This is a genomic window from Paucibacter soli (assembly GCF_037482845.1).
In the GTDB taxonomy this organism is placed as follows: Bacteria; Pseudomonadota; Gammaproteobacteria; order Burkholderiales; family Burkholderiaceae_C; genus Paucibacter_B; species Paucibacter_B soli.
Genome location: NZ_JBBHJW010000007.1, coordinates 216,545 through 233,930, shown reverse-complemented (window position 1 = coordinate 233,930; position 17,386 = coordinate 216,545). Strand labels below are relative to the sequence as shown.

16 protein-coding genes are annotated in these 17,386 nt (G+C 65.4%); 15 read left to right on the top strand and 1 reads right to left on the bottom strand.

What is annotated here, in order from left to right; translation table 11 throughout:
• Window positions 1–8 precede the first annotated feature (8 nt).
• Window positions 9–452 carry an HIT family protein gene (locus WG898_RS15860; protein ID WP_339603772.1) on the top strand — a complete coding sequence of 148 codons (444 nt, stop codon included), beginning with the start codon at window positions 9–11 and terminating at the stop codon, window positions 450–452.
• Here WG898_RS15860 and WG898_RS15855 read toward each other — a convergent pair.
• Window positions 439–2,481, bottom strand: coding sequence for a M13 family metallopeptidase (locus tag WG898_RS15855; RefSeq protein WP_339603771.1), 2,043 nt, complete (start codon window positions 2,479–2,481; stop codon window positions 439–441). The genes WG898_RS15860 and WG898_RS15855 overlap by 14 nt on opposite strands.
• Window positions 2,482–2,572: 91 nt before the next feature.
• Here WG898_RS15855 and WG898_RS15850 point away from each other — a divergent pair, with 91 nt between their 5' ends.
• The 14 genes from WG898_RS15850 (at window position 2,573) to WG898_RS15785 (ending at window position 17,376) form a co-directional block, all read left to right on the top strand.
• A complete protein-coding gene (locus WG898_RS15850) occupies window positions 2,573–3,001 on the top strand; it encodes a gamma-butyrobetaine hydroxylase family protein (protein WP_339603770.1) in 429 nt (142 codons plus the stop codon).
• A gap of 23 nt (window positions 3,002–3,024) precedes the next feature.
• The gene (gene ubiE, locus WG898_RS15845; protein WP_339603769.1) at window positions 3,025–3,756 is read left to right on the top strand and encodes a bifunctional demethylmenaquinone methyltransferase/2-methoxy-6-polyprenyl-1,4-benzoquinol methylase UbiE; all 732 of its coding nucleotides are present in this window, start codon (window positions 3,025–3,027) and stop codon (window positions 3,754–3,756) included.
• A gap of 336 nt (window positions 3,757–4,092) precedes the next feature.
• Entirely contained in the window at window positions 4,093–5,082 is a 990-nt protein-coding gene (locus WG898_RS15840) for an EpsD family peptidyl-prolyl cis-trans isomerase (RefSeq protein ID WP_339603768.1), read from the top strand.
• On the top strand, window positions 5,079–5,930 hold the full coding sequence (gene epsE, locus WG898_RS15835) for a polysaccharide export protein EpsE (protein WP_339603767.1): 852 nt from the start codon (window positions 5,079–5,081) through the stop codon (window positions 5,928–5,930). The genes WG898_RS15840 and epsE overlap by 4 nt, the downstream gene beginning before the upstream one ends.
• A 13-nt stretch (window positions 5,931–5,943) precedes the next feature.
• Window positions 5,944–7,374 carry a chain length determinant protein EpsF gene (gene epsF / locus WG898_RS15830; RefSeq protein ID WP_339603766.1) on the top strand — a complete coding sequence of 477 codons (1,431 nt, stop codon included), beginning with the start codon at window positions 5,944–5,946 and terminating at the stop codon, window positions 7,372–7,374.
• 4 nt (window positions 7,375–7,378) lie between these two features.
• Window positions 7,379–8,260, top strand: coding sequence for a polysaccharide biosynthesis tyrosine autokinase (locus WG898_RS15825; protein WP_339603765.1), 882 nt, complete (start codon window positions 7,379–7,381; stop codon window positions 8,258–8,260).
• A gap of 10 nt (window positions 8,261–8,270) precedes the next feature.
• Window positions 8,271–9,155, top strand: coding sequence for an exosortase B (gene xrtB / locus WG898_RS15820; protein ID WP_339603764.1), 885 nt, complete (start codon window positions 8,271–8,273; stop codon window positions 9,153–9,155).
• Window positions 9,152–9,856, top strand: coding sequence for an exosortase-associated protein EpsI, B-type (gene epsI, locus WG898_RS15815; protein ID WP_339603763.1), 705 nt, complete (start codon window positions 9,152–9,154; stop codon window positions 9,854–9,856). Before xrtB ends, epsI begins: the two co-directional genes overlap by 4 nt.
• A 4-nt stretch (window positions 9,857–9,860) precedes the next feature.
• The gene (locus WG898_RS15810) at window positions 9,861–11,441 is read left to right on the top strand and encodes a hypothetical protein (protein WP_339603762.1); all 1,581 of its coding nucleotides are present in this window, start codon (window positions 9,861–9,863) and stop codon (window positions 11,439–11,441) included.
• 6 nt (window positions 11,442–11,447) lie between these two features.
• On the top strand, window positions 11,448–12,452 hold the full coding sequence (locus tag WG898_RS15805; RefSeq protein ID WP_339603761.1) for a glycosyltransferase family 2 protein: 1,005 nt from the start codon (window positions 11,448–11,450) through the stop codon (window positions 12,450–12,452).
• The gene (locus WG898_RS15800; RefSeq protein WP_339603760.1) at window positions 12,452–13,996 is read left to right on the top strand and encodes a hypothetical protein; all 1,545 of its coding nucleotides are present in this window, start codon (window positions 12,452–12,454) and stop codon (window positions 13,994–13,996) included. Before WG898_RS15805 ends, WG898_RS15800 begins: the two co-directional genes overlap by 1 nt.
• A 5-nt stretch (window positions 13,997–14,001) precedes the next feature.
• Window positions 14,002–15,018: a nitroreductase family protein gene (locus WG898_RS15795; protein ID WP_339603759.1), complete on the top strand. Its 1,017-nt coding sequence runs from the start codon at window positions 14,002–14,004 to the stop codon at window positions 15,016–15,018.
• A 26-nt stretch (window positions 15,019–15,044) separates the two neighbouring features.
• Window positions 15,045–16,280 (top strand): polysaccharide pyruvyl transferase family protein, encoded by a 1,236-nt coding sequence (locus WG898_RS15790; RefSeq protein WP_339603758.1) that lies wholly within the window; start codon window positions 15,045–15,047, stop codon window positions 16,278–16,280.
• 7 nt (window positions 16,281–16,287) lie between these two features.
• The gene (locus tag WG898_RS15785) at window positions 16,288–17,376 is read left to right on the top strand and encodes a glycosyltransferase family 4 protein (protein WP_339603757.1); all 1,089 of its coding nucleotides are present in this window, start codon (window positions 16,288–16,290) and stop codon (window positions 17,374–17,376) included.
• The last annotated feature ends 10 nt before the right edge of the window (window positions 17,377–17,386 follow it).

The following is a 17,386-nucleotide window of genomic DNA, read 5'->3' as shown; positions in this document are numbered from 1 at the left end:
AGTACCCCATGAGCAACACCGCCGCCGCCTGCCCCCTGTGCGCCGAGCCCGGCGGCCTGCTCGTGGTGGAGCGGCCGCAGTGGCGCGTGGTGCGCGTCGCCGACGCCGACTTCCCGGCCTTCTACCGCGTCATCTGGCAGCAGCATGTGGCCGAATTCAGCGATCTGGACCTGGCCGCGCGCAGCGCCTGCATGGAGGTGGTCTACCGCGTCGAGCAGCTGCTGCGCCAGGCGCTCGCGCCCGCCAAGGTCAACCTCGCCAGCCTGGGCAATATGGTGCCGCACCTGCACTGGCATGTGATCGCCCGCTTCGATTGGGACAGCCATTTCCCCAACCCGATCTGGGGCGAACGCCGGCGCACGCTGGAGGGGGCGGCCGAGGCGCGTCTGGCCATGCCGCTGGCGCAGCTGGACGACCAGCTGCGCGCGGCGCTGCTGTTCACCACACGGTGATGGGATCGGTGCTCACCATGCCGTCGCCGGCCTTGCAGTCGAAGGCCTTGGCAAAGGCCGGCGAGTTGGACATCGGCCCCAGCACGCGGAACTTGCCCGGCGAGTGGCCGTCGGTGCGCAGCTGGTTGATGAGGAACTCGGTGCGCGTCTTGCCGCGCCAGACGATGGCGTTGGAGAGGAAGAAGCGCTGCTCGGGCGTGTAGCCGTCCACCTTCTCGGTCTTGCCCGTGCGCTTGAGCGCGAGCTGCAGGCCTTCGAAGGCGATCGGCAGGCCGGACATGTCCGAGATGTTTTCGCCCAGGGTCAGCTGGCCGTTGATGCTGTGGTCCGGCAGGGGCTTGTAGCCACCGTACAGCGCCACCACGCGCTCGGCGCGTGCCTTGTAGCCGGCCGCGTCCTCGGCCGTCCACCAATCGTTCAGGCGACCCAGGGCGTCGTACTGGCGGCCACGGTCGTCGAAGTGGTGGGTGATCTCATGGCCTATCACCATGCCGATGCCGCCGTAGTTCACCGCATCGTCGGCCTTGGCGTCGAAGAAGGGCGGCTGCAGGATGCCGGCCGGGAAGGTGATCTCGTTGAGGCCGCCGGCGAAGGCGTTGACGATATGCGGGCTGGTGTTCCAGCGCTTGCGATCCACCGGCCGGTCCAGATCGTTGATCTGGCGCTGCGTGGCCCAGGCATTCACGCGCAGCATATTGCCGGCGTAGTCGTCCCTGGACAGGGCCAGGTCTTGATAGTCGGGCCATTTTTCAGGCGCGCCGATCTTGGGCACCATGGCGGCCAGCTTTTCCAGCGCGCGCTGCTTGGTGGGCGCGCTCATCCAGCTGAGCTCGCTGATGCGGCGCTGCATCGCGCTCTTGATGTCGGCCACCAGCGCCAGGGAGCGCTGCTGCGCCTCGGCCGAGAAGGCACGGCGCACATACAGCTCGCCCAGGGCCTGGCTCAGCGGCGCGTTGCCATAGCGCCCGCCGATGGCCTGGATCACCTCCTCGTTGCGCGGCGTGGGCGCCTGCTGGCCCAGGATGGTGGCGCCGTAATAGTCGTAATGGGCCTGGGCAAAGGCCTTGGGCAGGCGGTCGGCGCTGGCGTCCAGCAGGCGCAGCTGCAGGTAGTGGCGCCAGGTGGCGATGCCGGTGCTGCCCGCCAGCTGGGCCAGGCGCTTGGCGAACTCGGGCTGGGTCACGATCACGCGCTCGACCCCGCCCTTGCGGGTGGGGGTGGTGCTGAGTGCGCCCAGGTAGGCCTGCCAGTCGAAGCCGGGGGCGGCGGCGGCCAGTTCGGCCGGGCTCATGGGGTTGTAGCTGGCGCGCGGGTCGCGCTGCTGGGCGCGCGTCTTGGTGGCCTCGGCCAGCGCGGTCTCCATGGCCAGCACGGCGTCCAGGGCCGGCTCGTCCAGCGGCGTGCCGGCGGCGGCCATGAGGGTCTGGGCATAGCGCCGGTAGGCGGCCTTGATGCGGGCGCTGGTGGCGTCGCTGGCGAAATAGTCGTCGCGGTCCGGCAGGCCCAGGCCACCGGCGCCCAGCATCAGGGCGTGCCGGGTGGGGTCCTTCACATCGCTGCGCACAAAGACGCCCATGGGCGCGGCGATCTGCAGACGTGCCAGCTCGGCCAATAGAACAGGCAATTTGGCCGGCAGCTCCTCGGCGCGCTGCAGGCCGGCGATGCGCTGGAGCAGGGGCTGCAGCGGCGCCAGACCGCGCGCCTCGATGGCGGCCAGATCCATGCCGCTGGCGTAGTACTGGGCCAGCAGCGCCAGCCCCGGGGTGTCCTGGGCCGCGCGGTCCTGCACCAGCTCGGCCAGGGCCTTTTCCAGCAGCGCGTCGTTGGCGCGCCGCAGGTCTTCAAAGCTGCCCACGCGTGTGCGATTGGCGGGCAATTCGGTGCGCGATTCCCACAGCCCGTTCACATGGCCGTAGAAATCGCTGCAGGCCGGCACCTCGCTGGAGAGGCCTTTCAGGTCCAGCGCCTGGGCGCCGAGGGTGGAGATGGCCAGCAGCAGTGCGGCGGCCAGAGGGGTGGGGCGAAGCATGGTGTGCGTCTATCGGGCGGGTGGCGGTGCGCGCACCCTAGACCATATCGGGCCCGGCAGCCAGAGGTGATGCCCCGGCTACACTGGCGCCATGGCCGGCCTGAACCGCAACACCCCCAAGCCCACCGAGCTCACCGTGCACCAGCAGTCGCGCGTGCTCGAGGTGGCGTTCGACGATGGCGCGCGCTTTCGCATCCCCTTCGAGCTGATGCGCGTCTACAGCCCCTCGGCCGAGGTGAAGGGCCATGGCCCCGGCCAGGAAACCCTGCAGACCGGCAAGCGCCTGGTCGGCATCGATGCGCTCGAGCCGGTGGGCCATTACGCCGTGCAGCCGCGCTTTTCCGACGGCCACGACAGCGGCATCTTCTCCTGGGACTATCTGTACGAGCTGGGTGCGAATGCGGCGCAGCTCTGGCGCGATTACGAGGCCCGCCTGGCCGCCGCCGGCGTGGATCGCGATGCGCCCATGGCCGCCAAAGCCGGCAAGGCCGCCGGCGGCGCCTGCGGCCACCACCACTGAAGAATCATCGAAAGTCCGAGACCATGAGCAGCACCCATTTCGGCTTCCAGACCGTTGACGAGCGCGAGAAGGCCAGCCGCGTGCGCGGCGTGTTCGATTCCGTGGCCTCGCGCTACGACATCATGAACGACCTCATGTCCATGGGCATGCACCGCGCCTGGAAGGCCTACACCGTGGCGGTGGCCAACCTGAAGCCCGGCGAGCGCGCGCTGGACATCGCCGGCGGCACCGGCGACCTCTCCAAGGCCTTTGCCGCCAAGGTCGGCGAGACCGGCATGGTGGTGCATACCGACATCAACGAGGCGATGCTGCGCCAGGGCCGCGACCGCCTGCTCAACGAGGGCCTGGTGCTGCCCACCAACCTCTGCGACGCCGAGGCGCTGCCCTACAAGGACGCCAGCTTCGACCTCGTCAGCGTGGCCTTCGGCCTGCGCAATATGACGCACAAGGACAAGGCTCTTGCCGAGATGTGCCGCGTGCTCAAGCCGGGCGGGCGCCTCTTGGTGCTGGAATTCTCCAAGGTGGCCGAGCCGCTGCAAAAGCCCTACGACTGGTACTCGTTCAAGATACTGCCCCGCCTGGGCCAGTGGATTGCCGGCGACGCCGAGAGCTACCGCTATCTGGCCGAGTCGATCCGCATGCATCCCGATCAGGCCACCCTCAAGGCCATGATGAAGACGGCCGGCTTCGGCCATGTGGACGTGCACAACCTCAGCGGCGGCATCGTCGCCCTGCACGCCGGCATTAAATGCTAGCTAGTCCGAGCCTCAGCTCCTAGGGTTTCTTCTCCCCGCGTTTGAGCGCTGAACTTGTGCTCGCGCACCCCAATTGGGGCTATGGTTTGCGCTGTCCCTGCGTTGGCAGGGGGTCATGTCTTGCGTGCGCGCGCGGGCCGCTGCTTTGCACAACGCTTGACGCCTTAGGGGGGTCAGCTGTCATGTCGCAAAGCTACACTCGCTGGCCGACGGCGGACCGGGTGCTGCCCGTGCTTGTGCGTGGGCGGCCGTGCAGGGTTGGGGAGAGTCGGGCACAGCGATGATCACGGTGATGATGGCGGCTCTGCGTCCTTTGGAATACAGAAAGTCAAAGCAATGAACTTGATGACGATGACGATGAAGACGAACAAGCAGGGCGCGGTGGGTCTGCGCGTGGCCGTGATCGCTGCGGCCGCAATGCTGGTGCTGCTTGTCGGCTGCGGCGACAAGAAGGGCGGCGCCTCCCAGACCGCCGCCAAGGTGAACAAGGAAGAGATCACCGTTCATCAAATCAACTTCGTGCTGCAGCGCCAGCAAGGCCTCAAGCCCGAGCAGGCCGAAGCCGCCTCGCGCCAGGTGCTGGAGCGCCTGATCGAACAGGAGCTGGCGGTGCAGAAGGCACAGGACCTCAAGCTCGATCGCGACCCCCGCGTGGTGCAGCAGATCGAGGCCGCCAAGCGCGAGATCCTGGCCCGCGCCTATGTCGAGCGCACCGGCGAGGCGGTGGCCAAGCCCACCGCCGAAGAGATCGCCGCCTACTACAACGCCAAGCCCGCGCTCTTCAAGGAGCGCCGCCTCTACAGCCTGCAGGAGATCGCCATCGAGGCCAAGCCCGATCAGCTCGAAACCCTGCGCAACAAGCTGCAGGCCGCCAAGAACATGGGCGAGTTCGTCGAATTCCTCAAGGCCAATGAGTTCCGCTTCACCGGCAACCAGGCAGTGCGCGCCGCCGAGCAATTGCCGCTCGCCAGCCTCGACCGCATCGCCGCATTGAAGGACGGCGACTCCGTCATCAGCCAGGGCCCCAATGGCTTGCAGGTGCTGTTCCTGGTGGGCTCGCGCAGCCAGCCGGTCAGCGAGGACCAGGCCCGCCCCGCGATCGAGCAGTTCCTCACCAACCAGCGCAAGAGCGAGCTGGTGCAGAAGGACATGAAGGCCCTGCGCGAGGCCGCCAAGATCGAGTACATCGGCAAGTTTGCCGAGGGTTCTGCGGGCAGCGCGCCGGCCGCCGAGGCCGCTGCGCCTGCCTCGGCACCAGCCCCCGCACCGGCCGCCAGCGGCCTGGATGCCAACGCCATCTCCAAGGGAATGGGCCTGAAGAAATGATCGCCAGCCACATCAAGCAGCGCCTCGGCGCATGCCTCGCGCTGGTCGGCGCCTTGGTGTCGACCGGCGTGACCGGCAGCGCGCTCGCGCAGACCACCCCTAACGCCGCAACTGCCGCCACGGCCGAATATCGCCTGGGTTCGGGAGATGTGCTGCGCATCAGCGTCTACCAGAATCAAGACCTGACCCTGGAGACGCGCGTCTCCGAGGCCGGCGTGCTGACCTTCCCGCTGCTGGGCACCATCCGCATCGGCGGCCTCTCGGTCACCCAGGCCGAGGCGCTGATCGCCGACGGCCTGCGCAAGGGCAACTTCGTCAAGAACCCGCAGGTCACCATCGTGGTGCTGCAGGTCAAGGGCAACCAGGCCAGCGTGCTGGGCCAGGTGAACCGCCCCGGCCGCTACCCGCTGGAGCTGGCCGACACGCGCCTGACCGACCTGCTGGCCAATGCCGGCGGCGTGGCCGGCACCGGCGGCGAGATCCTGGTGCTGACCGGCACCCGCAACGGCCAGCCCTACCGCACCGAGATCGACCTGCCCGCCATCTTCGCCCCCGGCGGCCGCGGCCAGGATGTGGTGATCCAGAACGGCGACGTGCTGTGGGTCGACCGCGCCCCCATGGTCTACATCTACGGCGAGGTGCAGCGCCCCGGCCCGATGCGCCTGGAGCGCGGCATGACCCTGATGCAGGGCCTGGCCACCGGCGGCGGCATCAACCAGCGCGGCACCGAGAAGGGCATCCGTGTGCACCGCAAGGGCAGCGACGGCAAGGTTCACGTGATTCAGCCAGCGATGGACGAGCAGCTGAAGGATGGTGACGTGGTGTACGTCAAAGAGAGCTTGTTCTAAGGGGCCGACGAATATGAACTTCAGCCAGTTCCTCTCCATCCTGGTCGCGCGCAAGAAGCTGTTCTTTGCAGTATTGCTGGCCGTGTTGATTCCGGCACTGCTTGTCAGCCTGCTGCTTCCCAAGAGATACACGGCTGTGGCCAGCGTTGTCGTCGATGTGAAGCCGGATCCCCTCTCGGCAATCGCGTTTCAGTCGATGCTGAATCCGGCGGTGATGGCCACGCAGGTTGATATTCTGAAAAGCGACCGCGTAGCTCGGCGGGTCGTGCGGGCTCTGAAGCTGACCGAGAACCCTCTGATTCGCCAGCAATGGACTGACGACCAAAAGGGTGAGGGCGATATAGAGACTTGGCTGATTGAGCGATTGCAGAAGGATATGGACGTCACACCGTCGCGTGAGTCGAACGTGATCAATGTGTCCTACAAGGCGCCCGAGCCCCGTTTCGCCGCTGGTCTTGCCAATGCCTTCGTGCAGGCATACATCGACACCGCACTAGAATTGCGAGTTGATCCGGCCAAGCAATACAGTGCCTTCTTTGACGTGCGGGTCAAGGAAGCACGTGATGCGTTGGAGAAGGCACAGAGCAAGCTCAGTGCCTTCCAGCGCGAGAATGGCGTGGTGATGACCGATGAGCGCATGGACGTTGAAAACCAACGCCTCAACGAGCTTTCCAGCCAACTGGTGGTGTTGCAATCCATGGCAGCCGAAGCCACGAGCCGGCAATCACAGGCCAACGCTGGGTCGGCCGACAAACTGCAGGAAATCACCAACAACCCGGTGGTAGCCTCGCTACGCGCAGATATGTCACGCTCCGAAGCTCGTTTGCAGGAGGTCAGCGCCCGCCTCGGCGACAGCCACCCGCAAGTGGTCGAGCTCAAAGCCAATATCGCCGAGATGCGACAGCGCATTGAGGCCGAGGTGAAGCGACTTTCGGCTGGTGTAGGCGTGTCCGGCAACATCAGCCGCCAGCGCGAAGCGCAGACCCGCGCCGAACTTGATGCCCAGCGTACCAAGGTCTTGCGCATGAAGCAGGTGCGCGACGAAGGCACACTGATCCTGCGCGACGTCGAGAACGCCCAGCGGGCCTATGACACCGTCGTGCAACGCCTTAATCAAACGAGTCTGGAGAGCCAGGCCACGCTAAGCAACGTAAGCGTGCTGAATCCGGCCGTACCACCCATTGAAGCGTCTTTTCCGAAGGTGTTTCTGAACGCAGCGCTGGGTTTGTTTGTTGGCCTGTTGCTCGCGACCGGTGTAGCGCTGGCCGCAGAAATGCAAGATCGCCGCGTCCGCAGCCTGGCAGACATCCAAGACCTGCTGGGTCTTGCCGTGATTGGCGTCCTGCCTGGGCCTTCGGCCAAGGCGGCGGACGCCAAGAAGCTTGCCGGTATGGCGCATCAGCGCGTGATCGGTCACATCGCAACGCCCAATAAGGCTTCGTGAACCCATGGTCGCCCAACTAGATTCTTCGCGTAGTGCCGAGACTGCTTCGTCTCCACAAGATCGGTCCATTGGTTCCATCATTGCTGAGGCGAACAACCTTTCCGCAGAGCAAGTCGAGCGCATCCTCGCGCACCAAAAGGCGCAAGGCTTGAAGTTTGGTGAAGCAGCTGTGGCCCTTGGCCTGGCGAAGGGTGAAGACGTGCTGTGGGCCTTGAGCCAGCAGTTTCACTACCCCTACGCTCCGGGGGGGCTGCAGGCCAGCAATGATTTGGTGTTGGCCAACAAGCCATTCAGTCATCAGGCCGAGGCTTTCCGCGTGTTGCGCAGTCAGATCAATATGCGGCTCTTCAACACGGACGAGCCGCGGCGCGCTATAGCGGTAATCAGTGCCGACAGCGGCGACGGCAAGACCTTCTTCGCAGCAAATATGGCCGTCGCCTTCAGCCAATTGGGAGGGCGCACGCTGCTGGTGGATGCCGATATGCGCAACCCTCGCCAGCACGAGGTTTTCGGCCTGGATAACGGCACCGGTCTCTCCGGCATCCTGTCCGGCCGCGCAGAGGCCAATGTGATTCGATCAGTGGCCGATCTGCCCAGCCTGTTTGTGATGCCGGTAGGCACACAGCCCCCAAACCCGACTGAGCTGGTTGAGCGGCCATCGTTTGGCCTGCTCATGCGTGAACTGGTGTCCAAGTTCGACTACGTCATCGTTGACACTCCGGCTGCGTCCTATGGCGCTGACTATGCGGTGATTGCCGCGCGTTGCGGAGCGGCCTTGGCGATTGCGCGCAAGGACAGCAGCCGTGTCTCTGCGGTAGGGGAGCTTGTGAGTACGCTTGCCAATAGCCCGGTGAAACTGGCGGGCGTGATCATGAACGAACACTGAGGTGGCCTTGATGACGGCATCGGCCACGACTGACCAGGTTCGGAGCCGCTTGCAACTCTTGCCTTGGCTGCTGCTGACGCTGGGTCTGTTGGTGCTGTATGTGCCTACCCTGGTCAGTCTGTTTGGCAGTCTTTGGGCATCTGACGAGCAGGGGCATGGCCCCATCGTCTTGGCGATTTCCATCTGGCTGATCTGGCGCAAGCGCGAACTGGTGCTGCATGCACCCTCGGCTCGCCCGGCCCCGTGGGCTGCATGGCCCCTGCTTCTGGCGGCGGTTGCCGGCTATGCCGTCGGGCGGTCGCAGGGCATCTGGATTTTTGAGGTTGGATCGTCCCTGCTGATGGTGGCTGGCTGCGTGCTGTTGCTGCGTGGCCCGGCACAGCTCAAACCGCTCGCATTTGCCTTGTTCTTCATGCTGTTCATGATCCCGTTGCCAGGGGCCATCGTCGATGCGCTGACACAGCCGATGAAGATGGCGGTGTCGTATGTTGCCGAGAACATCTTGTACGTAGCGGGCTATCCCATCAGTCGAACGGGTGTAATTCTGCAAATCGGGCCCTACCAATTGCTGGTAGCGGATGCTTGCGCAGGTCTGCATACGCTGTTCACGCTTGAGGCCCTGGGCCTGCTGTACCTCAACATCGTGCGCTACTCGTCCTTGTTCCGGAACGTGGCGCTCGCCATCTTGATCGTCCCCATCAGCTTTGCCGCCAATGTGATTCGCGTGATGGTGCTAACGCTCATCACCTACCATCTCGGCGACGAGGCCGGGCAGGGTTTTCTGCATGGATTTGCTGGCATGGTACTTTTCTTAAGTGCACTGATGCTCATCATTGCCACCGATTCCATGCTTCGATTCGGCGCCAGCAAGTTGGACAAGGCGTCAGCCCAATGAGCAATCCCGTGGAATTGCAGACTCGTCGAGCTGCGATGGTCCTCGCGGTATGCGTGGCTGGCGCTGCGGCTAGCTGGAAACTCACGCCCAGAACTCCCATGGCGTCTCTGCATGGCGAGTTCAAACTCGAACAAGTGATTCCCCAGCAGTTCGGCAACTGGCGCGTAGACACTGGTGCAGTGGGCGGCGTGGTCAATCCGCAGCAAGAGGCCTTGCTCAGGCAGCTATACAGCCAAATCCTGACCCGCACCTATATCAATGCCCAAGGGCAGCGTGTCATGCTTTCGATTGCCTATGGCAACGATCAACGCGACGGCATGCAGATGCACTACCCTGAGGTCTGCTACCCGGCGCAGGGTTTTCAACTGCGGTCAAACAGGCCAGTCAGTCTGCAAATAAGCGGCACCAGCATTCCGGCGAGGCGTCTGGAGACGGTTCTGGGCAATCAGCGCTATGAGCCGGTAACTTACTGGACCGTGATCGGTGAGACGGCCGTTCGAGGCGGCACAGCCAAGAAGCTGGCAGAGATGCGCTACGGCTTTCGCGGGCTGATCCCTGATGGACTGCTGTTTCGCATGTCCTCGATTGAGCGTGAGTCGAATCGGGCCTTCAGTCTGCAAGACGAATTCGCGGCCCAACTGATTCTGGCCCTATCGCCTCAGGCCCGGCGTCGGATCGTCGGCAATGCATCGGGCGGATAGTCGTATGCAGACCGTACAAGCCTCGAAACTATTCCACAGCACAGCGGTCACCCGGCGGCGCCATGGCTTGCCTTGGAGCTTGGCGCAGGTCGCGCTCACCGGCGCTGTGCTCTCTGTTGCTGTCCTGGTGGGCTTGATGCTGCCCTTCGGGGCTGTCTGGGTGGCCGCCTTTGTAATCGGTGTTGTCGGGCTGCTGATCTGTTTCGCCGTCCCCACGTCATGGATGCTGTTCATCCTGTTGGGCACGGCCTTCTTGGTCGTCGGGCAAGCACAGTATTTCGCGCGCTTTGACAAGGCCTTCTGGCTGCCATTTCTTCTTGGCCTGGTGCTCTACCTGCGGCTCCTGGCCCGTCGCGCTGATGCGCGGCTGCCGGCCTTGAAGCACGCCGAATACGGGACTGCACCGCTGCTCTGCTTTGTGGTGTTTGTGCTGTGTGCGGTCACATCGTCGGCACTTTCGGGCGTGGACGCGCTGCAGTGGTTTGTTGCAGGCAAGGAGTACCTTTTCCTCTGGAGCGTTTTGCTTGCCGTCCTAGGGGGGGCATTCTCGCCAACAGACCTTGGGCGCTTGATGCGCGCTGCTCCCTGGTTCCTGGCGGCGCAACTGCCTGTGCTCTTCTATCAGCGATTTGTTGTCGCAGCCAAGCGCTTCGGCGACTCGCCCTTCGACGCGGTGGTTGGATTGTTTGGCGGAGATCCGCTGGGCGGCGGTGCCAGTGGCGCCATGGCGCTGTTTTCCATGACGGTGTTCGGCTTCACGCTTCAAGCCATGAAAGCAGGCAAGCTCACCAAGCTCCAGTGCCTGTCGCTTGCCTTTTTGGCCATTGCGCCGGTGATGCTCGCCGAGGTCAAGTTCGCGCTGCTGTTGTTGCCGTTCATCGCCTTGCTGACCTTTGGTGCCGAACTGCTGCGGCGGCCTGGCCGAGCATTGCTTGGGCTGCTGGCGGTCGCACTGGTAACAGCCGGGCTGTTGGCCAGCTACCGCCTGCAATTTGCCTCTGAGCGCACCCGCGAAGGTCGCTCCATTTCCGAATACGTCGAGACGGCAATCAAGCGCAGTACTGACGCCACGCAGATTAATTTCAGGACCGGCGAGATGGGGCGATTGGCTGCCATCGTCCATTGGGCCGACAACCAATCCTTGTACGAGCCCGTCTCGGCCTTGATTGGACACGGCATGGGTTCCACACGTGTGGGTGGGCTCGTGATTGGCGAGGAAGCCAAGAAGTACCGCTTCCGCATTGGCCGTTCATCGCTGGTTGTCTATCTGTGGGAAGTTGGGCTGATCGGCACAATGGCGTTGGCCGTGGGCCTGCTTGTATGCGCCTTGGCGGCTTTTCGGCTTGCGGCGAAAGCAGCGCTGGTCGAGCAAGCGCCCTGGCTGCGCGGCGCCGGCATAGGGCTGCTTCTGATCCTGCTGGCTTTGCCCTACAACACCGATTTGATCGAGGTTGCGCAAATGCAGATCTTGACCATGCTGTTGATTGGCTATGTCATCGCGACGGGCCGAAGCCAGCCAAGACCGACTTTGATGCGCGGCCAGGCTCGCCGTGTCGATGGTCGGCAGGGCGACGCTGGGAGCTAGACGGCCATGCTCTCTGTGGTCATCAAGGCCTACAACGAGGAGGCCAAGATTGCGCGCGCGCTGGAGTCCGCCCTGGCAGCCGCTCGGGAGCTGGCGCCGCTTCCCGTCGAGGTTGTGCTTGCCGACTCCTGCAGTCAGGACCGCACAGTGCGCATCGCGCGAGACTACCCGGTGCGCATCGTGCAGCTCCTACACGCCGAGGACCGGGGCTGCGGCGCGGGTGTGCAGCTTGGCTATGCGGCCGCCCGTGGTGAATGGGTGTACCTGATGGATGGCGACATGGCGCTCGCACCCGGCTTCCTACCGGCGGCCCTTGCCTGCCTGCAGGCCGATCCGGGCTTGGCAGGTGTGGGAGGAGGCGTGATCGACGAACGCGTCGCCAATGGTTTCGATCTGATCCGGGTGCGCAACCGTAGCGGATCAGTTGCTGGCGAACAACCTTGGCTCGAAGGTGGTGGCCTGTATCGCCGTGCCGCGATTGACAGTGCCGGTGGCTACGCTGCCGATGTCAACCTCAAGGGATACGAGGAGGCCGAGTTGGGCATGCGTCTCGGCGCCGCCGGCTGGCGCTTGCGCCGACTGGCGCGCGAGGCGGTGCGCCACGTCGGTCATGACGCCGATACCTTCACCTTGCTGCGTCGCCACTGGGCCAGTGGCCGTGCCTTCTCGGCTGGCGTAATGTTGCGCCAGGCGCTGGGCAAGCCCTGGCTGGCGCGCACCGTGTATTTGCATAGGCATCCGCTGGCGCTTGGCCTGTGGTGGCTTGCGCTGCCATTGCTGGCCTGGTTCGGGGCGCTGGGGTTCGCGCTTTGGCTGGCTGCGGGTCTGGTGGTGGCGCTGCTGCTCGTGCTCGTCAAGCACAGCCTGCATCATGCCGGTGTATCGCTGCTGAGCTGGCACTACGCGCTGGCGGCCATCGTGCGTGGCTGGTTCGAGCCGCGTCGCGATCCGCAACTTGCGCTGCCAGCCCGAGAGCTCGGTCCTACCGCCCCGGTTACGCCGCAGAGCTGATGGATCAAACCCTGTACAGCAAGACGCGCGCACGGCGCTCGCTTTGGCAGTTCCTGGCGGGCAAGCTGCTCGCCGCAGCAGCAGGATTGATCTGGCTGCTCTGGCTGGTACGCCATACCGCGCCGCTCGACTATGGCGCTTATGTTGCCGGGCTCGCCGTCGTCGAGATCTTCTATCTGGTCAGCGGCCTTGGTTTGTCCACGCGTGCGCAGCGCTATGTGGCCGAGTGGCGCCTGCATGCTCCGCTGGCGCAGTTCCAGCGCTTTGTTGCAAGGTTGCTGTTTCAGCGCCTGGGACTGGCATTGCTCGGGGCCCTGCTCATGTCTTTGCTGGCCACATCTGTGCGGGCACAGATGGGCTTGCCGCTCGGTGCCGGGGCGCAAGTCGCGATGTTGCTCTGGCTGGTGGCCGGCAGCCTCACGCGCCAGCTCGACGAGGTCTTTCCGGCGCTGCTCATGCAGGCCGCCAGCCAGGGCCTGAGCCTGATGGCGAATTTGCTGCGTCTCGGGGCTGCCCTGTTCTGGACGGCGCAGGGCCTTGCGCCGAGCCTGCCGGAGTTGCTTTGGCTGGAAGGTCTGGCCGCCCTGTTGCTGGCGCTGGCCGGCTTGTTCTGGCTGTCGCTGGCCTTGCGCCGCGATGCTCGCGAGCGGGCCCAGGGCCAGGTGCCGGGCGAGGCCGCTCATGCCAATCTCGAACGGCGCCGCGTGGAGCGTCGGCTGTACCTGGTGCAGCTGCTGGGCCAGGCCTGGAGCGGCAATACCGCGCGACTGTTGCTCACGCACCTTGCCGGCGCTGCGCCGGCTGCGCTGCTGGGTTTTGCGGGCAGCCTAGCCGACACGCTACGTAACTACCTCCCGGCCTACTTGCTTGCCCCTTGGCTGCGGCCGCTGATGGTCGCGCACTGGACGCGCCAGCGGCGCATGGAGCCGCTGGCCCGAGTGGCCAATGCGCAGCTCAAACTCTCGCTGCTGGTGCTGGCGCCATTGCTTGCCTATCTGCCTCAACGCGGCGACGAACTGGCCGGCTGGCTGAGCAAAGGGCGCTATGCCGAGGGCATGGGACTGTTGTTTGGCACATTGATGCTTTGGTTGCTGCTGCAGTGCGCGCATGTGCTGCTGAGCATGGTCACCGCAACGGTAGAGCACACCGGTGCCAATGTGGCGGCCACACTGCTGGGTTGCCTGTTTGTACCGGTGGCGTTGTGCCTGCCCTGGCAGGCCTGGGGGCTGACTATCGGCGCAAGCCTGGTGAGCCTGCTGTGCCTGGCCGAGGCGGTTTGGGTGCTGGTGGTCGGTGCGGCCTTGCGGCGTGCTGGCTTGGCCCTGCCCTGGGACTGGCTCGGTTTGAGCAAACTGCTGCTCGCCGCAATGCTGGCCGGCATGGCCCTGACCCTACTGCCGCCTCTGCCGGGGCCGGCGACCTTGCTCGCCCTGCTGTTGGCAAGCGCGCTGGTGCTGGGCGCTGCAGTGCTGCTCAAGCCGCTCAATGACGCTGAGCGTGCGCTGCTCGCCAGCGTGCTGCCGAGGCGTCTTCTGATCGTGTGAATGTCATGAAATTCCTGCTCCATCGACTCTTGCCTCGTTCTGCCTACCTCATCCTGCGCCGTCGCTGGCGTGTGCTGCGTAACGGCTGGGGCTTGTTGCGTGCGCTAGGCTATGACGGATTGCGCTACTGGCGCGGCAGCGGCCTGGTGCGGCGCTCGCGCGGCGCCTTGCAAGCGCACATCCTGAAGAGCTACCACCGGGTTGAAAAGGGTCTGGCGCTGCCGCAACCGCGGCCAGGTTTCGGTAGTGACGCTATCGAGCTGCTGTGCGACGACCTGGGGGCCTGGCTGGAGCGCTACCCGTCGGACTGGAGCACGCATGCCGCATTGGACACACTGGACGCCTATCTCGCGTTCAACCGCGACCATGGCCATGCCATGCAGACCCTGGCGGGACGCGTGCAGCGGCTGCGAGCGCTGGCTGGCCAGGGCCCCGAGCAGGGCGCCGAGGGCGGCCTGCTGGCCAGGCGGCGCGAGGAGGTCTGGGCCGCCGCGCGCCTGCCCTTCGACGCCTTCCTGCGCAGCCGCCACAGCGTGCGGCAGTTTGATGCGCGGCCGCTTGAGGCCGATCTCATTGAGCAGGCCGTCGCCATGGCGCGCTTCGCGCCGTCGGTGTGCAATCGCTCAAGCGGTCGCGTGTACTGGGTGAGCGATGCCGCCCGTGCACAGGCGCTGCTGGCGCACCAGAATGGCAACCGCGGCTTCGGTGACCAGGCCGGCGCGCTGCTCATCGTCACGGCACGACAATCGACCTTTCATACCGTGGGCGAGCGTTACCAGGCCTGGATCGATGGCGGTCTGTTTGGCATGACCCTGGTGTATGCGCTGCATGCGCTGGGGCTGGGGACATGCTGCCTGAACTGGAGCGTCGAGCCAGCCACCGACCGGGCCTTCAAGCGTGAGGCTGGCATTCCCGCCGACGACGCGGTGATCATGCTGCTGGCCGTCGGTCATTTGCGCGAACAGTTCGAGGTGGCGCGCAGCGAGCGTCGGCCACTGGATGAGGTGCTGGTGCGCCTCTGAGCCCCGGAAGCAGGAAGAAAGGCGTTATGAAGATCTACCTCACCGGCCAGAATAATTTCGGCAACCGCGGTTGCGAAGCGCTGGTGCGTTCCACCCTGACCGTGTTGCGCAAGGTGGATGCGCAGGCTCAGGTGCGGGTGCCCTCGGCCGATTTGCAACGCGACAGCGCCCAATGGCCCCTGGCGGCCCAGGATGGAGCCGAGTTCGTGCCGGTGCCTGCGCTGCCGCGACGCTTTGCGCATTGGAATCGCGTGGTCTCGCGTCTGCCCGCATTGGCCGCCTTGCCCTGGCCGCGCCTGCCAGCACAGGACCCCATCCGGGCCCAGCTGCGCGAGTGCGATCTGCTGCTCTCGATTGGCGGCGACAACTACTCGCTGGACTACGATCTGGGCTCGCTTGCCTACTTTGTGGCGATTGCCGAGGCAGCGCTTGAAATGGGCAAACCGGCCCTGCTCTGGGGCGCGTCTGCGGGCCCGTTCGACCGGCTGCCGGCCGTCGAACGCCGCATGGCCGATCACCTGAAGCGTCTGACGGCGGTGACGGTGCGTGAGACGCACACCCATGCTTATCTGAAGGGTCTGGGCTTGCAGTCCAACCTGCATCTGGTTGCGGACTCCGCCTTTCTTCTGGGGCGCGAGGCGTATGCACGCGAGGGCTTTTGGCCCCAGGGCGAGGATGGTGTGCTTGGGCTGAACCTCAGCCCCCTGGTGGATGGGGTGCGCAAACGGGCTGGCGCGGCGACCGAGTTACTGGACGAGGCAGCACGCTTTATCGAGACGCTGATGACGCGCAGCCGCCTTGGCGTGTTGTTGGTGCCGCACGTGGCGCCCTTGGACGGCGCCGCCTTCAACAATGACGAGCGCTACCTGGCCCAATTGCAGCAGCGTCTGCTTGGCCTTGGGCCGCGCGTGCGCAGCGTGCCGGGAGGCCTGAATGCCTGTCAGCTCAAGGATGTGATTGCGGGATGCCGCTATTTCATCGGGGCACGCACTCACGCCACCATTGCTGCGCTGAGCAGCGGCGTGCCGACAGTCTCCATCGCCTACAGCATCAAGGCACGTGGCATCAACCTCGACCTGTTTGATCACGAGGATCATGTGTTGGACACGCGCAAGGTTGGGGCGCAGAGTCTGCAGCAGGCCCTGGATGGGCTGGTGCAGAACGAGGCGGCGATTCGTGCGCACCTCGCCGAGCGACTGCCTGAATGGCGCCGACGCGCCGCGTTAGGCGCTGGCGTCGTGGCCGACTTGTCAAAGGATTGACATAGCCTTGAATCGCTACCTGGTCATGATCGGCACCGACCTGCAGTCCCCTGGTGGCATGACGGCGGTGGCACAGGCCTACCTGGATGAAGGCTTGGCACAGCGTTGGGCCTTGCGCTATCTGGCGAGCTTTCACCACGCCAGCTTGGGCAACAAGCTATGGTGCGCGCTGCGGACCCTGTTGCAGCTGTTGGGGCTGCTGCTGTGTGGCCGGGTGGCCGGTGTGCATGCACATGTGGCCGCGCGCGGCAGCTTCTGGCGCAAGGGCTGTTACCTGACCCTGGCGCGAGGCTTCGGCGTGCCCACGCTGCTGCACCTGCACGATGGCTCATTTCCGGCCTGGTACGAAGGCCGCAGCCCCCGTGGCCAGGGTGTGGTGCGCTGGTTGTTGCGGGGTGCAGACCGGGTGGTCTGCCTGAGCGAGGGCTGGGCGGAGCAGTTGGCGCGCATCGAGCCGCGCGCGCGCTGCGCGGTACTGCCCAACCCGGTAAAGCTGCCGACGCCAGCGCAATGGCAGGCACGCGCAACGCAGGCGGGCGAGCTGCTGTTCCTCGGTCGGCTCTGGCCGGAAAAAGGTCTGCCCGAGTTGCTGCAGGCGGCGGCGCAGCTGGCGCGGGAGGGGCAGGACTTCTGCCTGGTCTGCGCTGGAGACGGTGACCACGCGGCGGTGCGGCGCGAGGCCGAACGCCTTGGCCTGGGAGCGCGCCTGGTACTGCCAGGTTGGGTGGTGGGCGAGCGCAAGCAGGCGCTGCTGGCGCGGGCCGCGGTGTTCGTGCTGCCATCGCACTTCGAGGGCGTGCCCATTGGCATGCTGGAGGCGATGGCCTGGGGTGTGCCTGTTGTGGCGACGCGGGTGGGGGGCATTCCAGAGACACTCGGCGAGGGCGCTGGTTGGCTGCTCGACAAGGGCGACGTGGCGGCCTTGACGGCAGCCTTGCGCGAGGCGCTGGACAGGCCCGAAGATGCCGCGGCGCGCGGTGCGGTGGGGCGCGAGCGTGTGCAGCAGCGGCATGCGCCGGCCATGGTGCAGAGGCGCCTGGAAGCGCTGTACATGGAGTTGGGTCTGGTGCGGCGCGGCGCGCGGCGCGCCGGCTGAGCAGCAAGGA

What these genes read in the sequence shown, in the direction of transcription:
- WG898_RS15860 (WP_339603772.1), top strand. Translation starts at nt 9, where the DNA reads ATGAGCAACACCGCCGCCGCCTGCCCCCTGTGCGCCGAGCCCGGCGGC.
- WG898_RS15810 (WP_339603762.1), top strand. Translation starts at nt 9,861, where the DNA reads ATGCAGACCGTACAAGCCTCGAAACTATTCCACAGCACAGCGGTCACC.
- epsI (WP_339603763.1), top strand. Translation starts at nt 9,152, where the DNA reads ATGAGCAATCCCGTGGAATTGCAGACTCGTCGAGCTGCGATGGTCCTC.
- WG898_RS15840 (WP_339603768.1), top strand. Translation starts at nt 4,093, where the DNA reads ATGAACTTGATGACGATGACGATGAAGACGAACAAGCAGGGCGCGGTG.
- epsF (WP_339603766.1), top strand. Translation starts at nt 5,944, where the DNA reads ATGAACTTCAGCCAGTTCCTCTCCATCCTGGTCGCGCGCAAGAAGCTG.
- WG898_RS15855 (WP_339603771.1), bottom strand. Translation starts at nt 2,481, where the DNA reads ATGCTTCGCCCCACCCCTCTGGCCGCCGCACTGCTGCTGGCCATCTCC.
- WG898_RS15795 (WP_339603759.1), top strand. Translation starts at nt 14,002, where the DNA reads ATGAAATTCCTGCTCCATCGACTCTTGCCTCGTTCTGCCTACCTCATC.
- WG898_RS15850 (WP_339603770.1), top strand. Translation starts at nt 2,573, where the DNA reads ATGGCCGGCCTGAACCGCAACACCCCCAAGCCCACCGAGCTCACCGTG.
- WG898_RS15825 (WP_339603765.1), top strand. Translation starts at nt 7,379, where the DNA reads ATGGTCGCCCAACTAGATTCTTCGCGTAGTGCCGAGACTGCTTCGTCT.
- ubiE (WP_339603769.1), top strand. Translation starts at nt 3,025, where the DNA reads ATGAGCAGCACCCATTTCGGCTTCCAGACCGTTGACGAGCGCGAGAAG.
- WG898_RS15805 (WP_339603761.1), top strand. Translation starts at nt 11,448, where the DNA reads ATGCTCTCTGTGGTCATCAAGGCCTACAACGAGGAGGCCAAGATTGCG.
- WG898_RS15790 (WP_339603758.1), top strand. Translation starts at nt 15,045, where the DNA reads ATGAAGATCTACCTCACCGGCCAGAATAATTTCGGCAACCGCGGTTGC.
- xrtB (WP_339603764.1), top strand. Translation starts at nt 8,271, where the DNA reads ATGACGGCATCGGCCACGACTGACCAGGTTCGGAGCCGCTTGCAACTC.
- epsE (WP_339603767.1), top strand. Translation starts at nt 5,079, where the DNA reads ATGATCGCCAGCCACATCAAGCAGCGCCTCGGCGCATGCCTCGCGCTG.
- WG898_RS15800 (WP_339603760.1), top strand. Translation starts at nt 12,452, where the DNA reads ATGGATCAAACCCTGTACAGCAAGACGCGCGCACGGCGCTCGCTTTGG.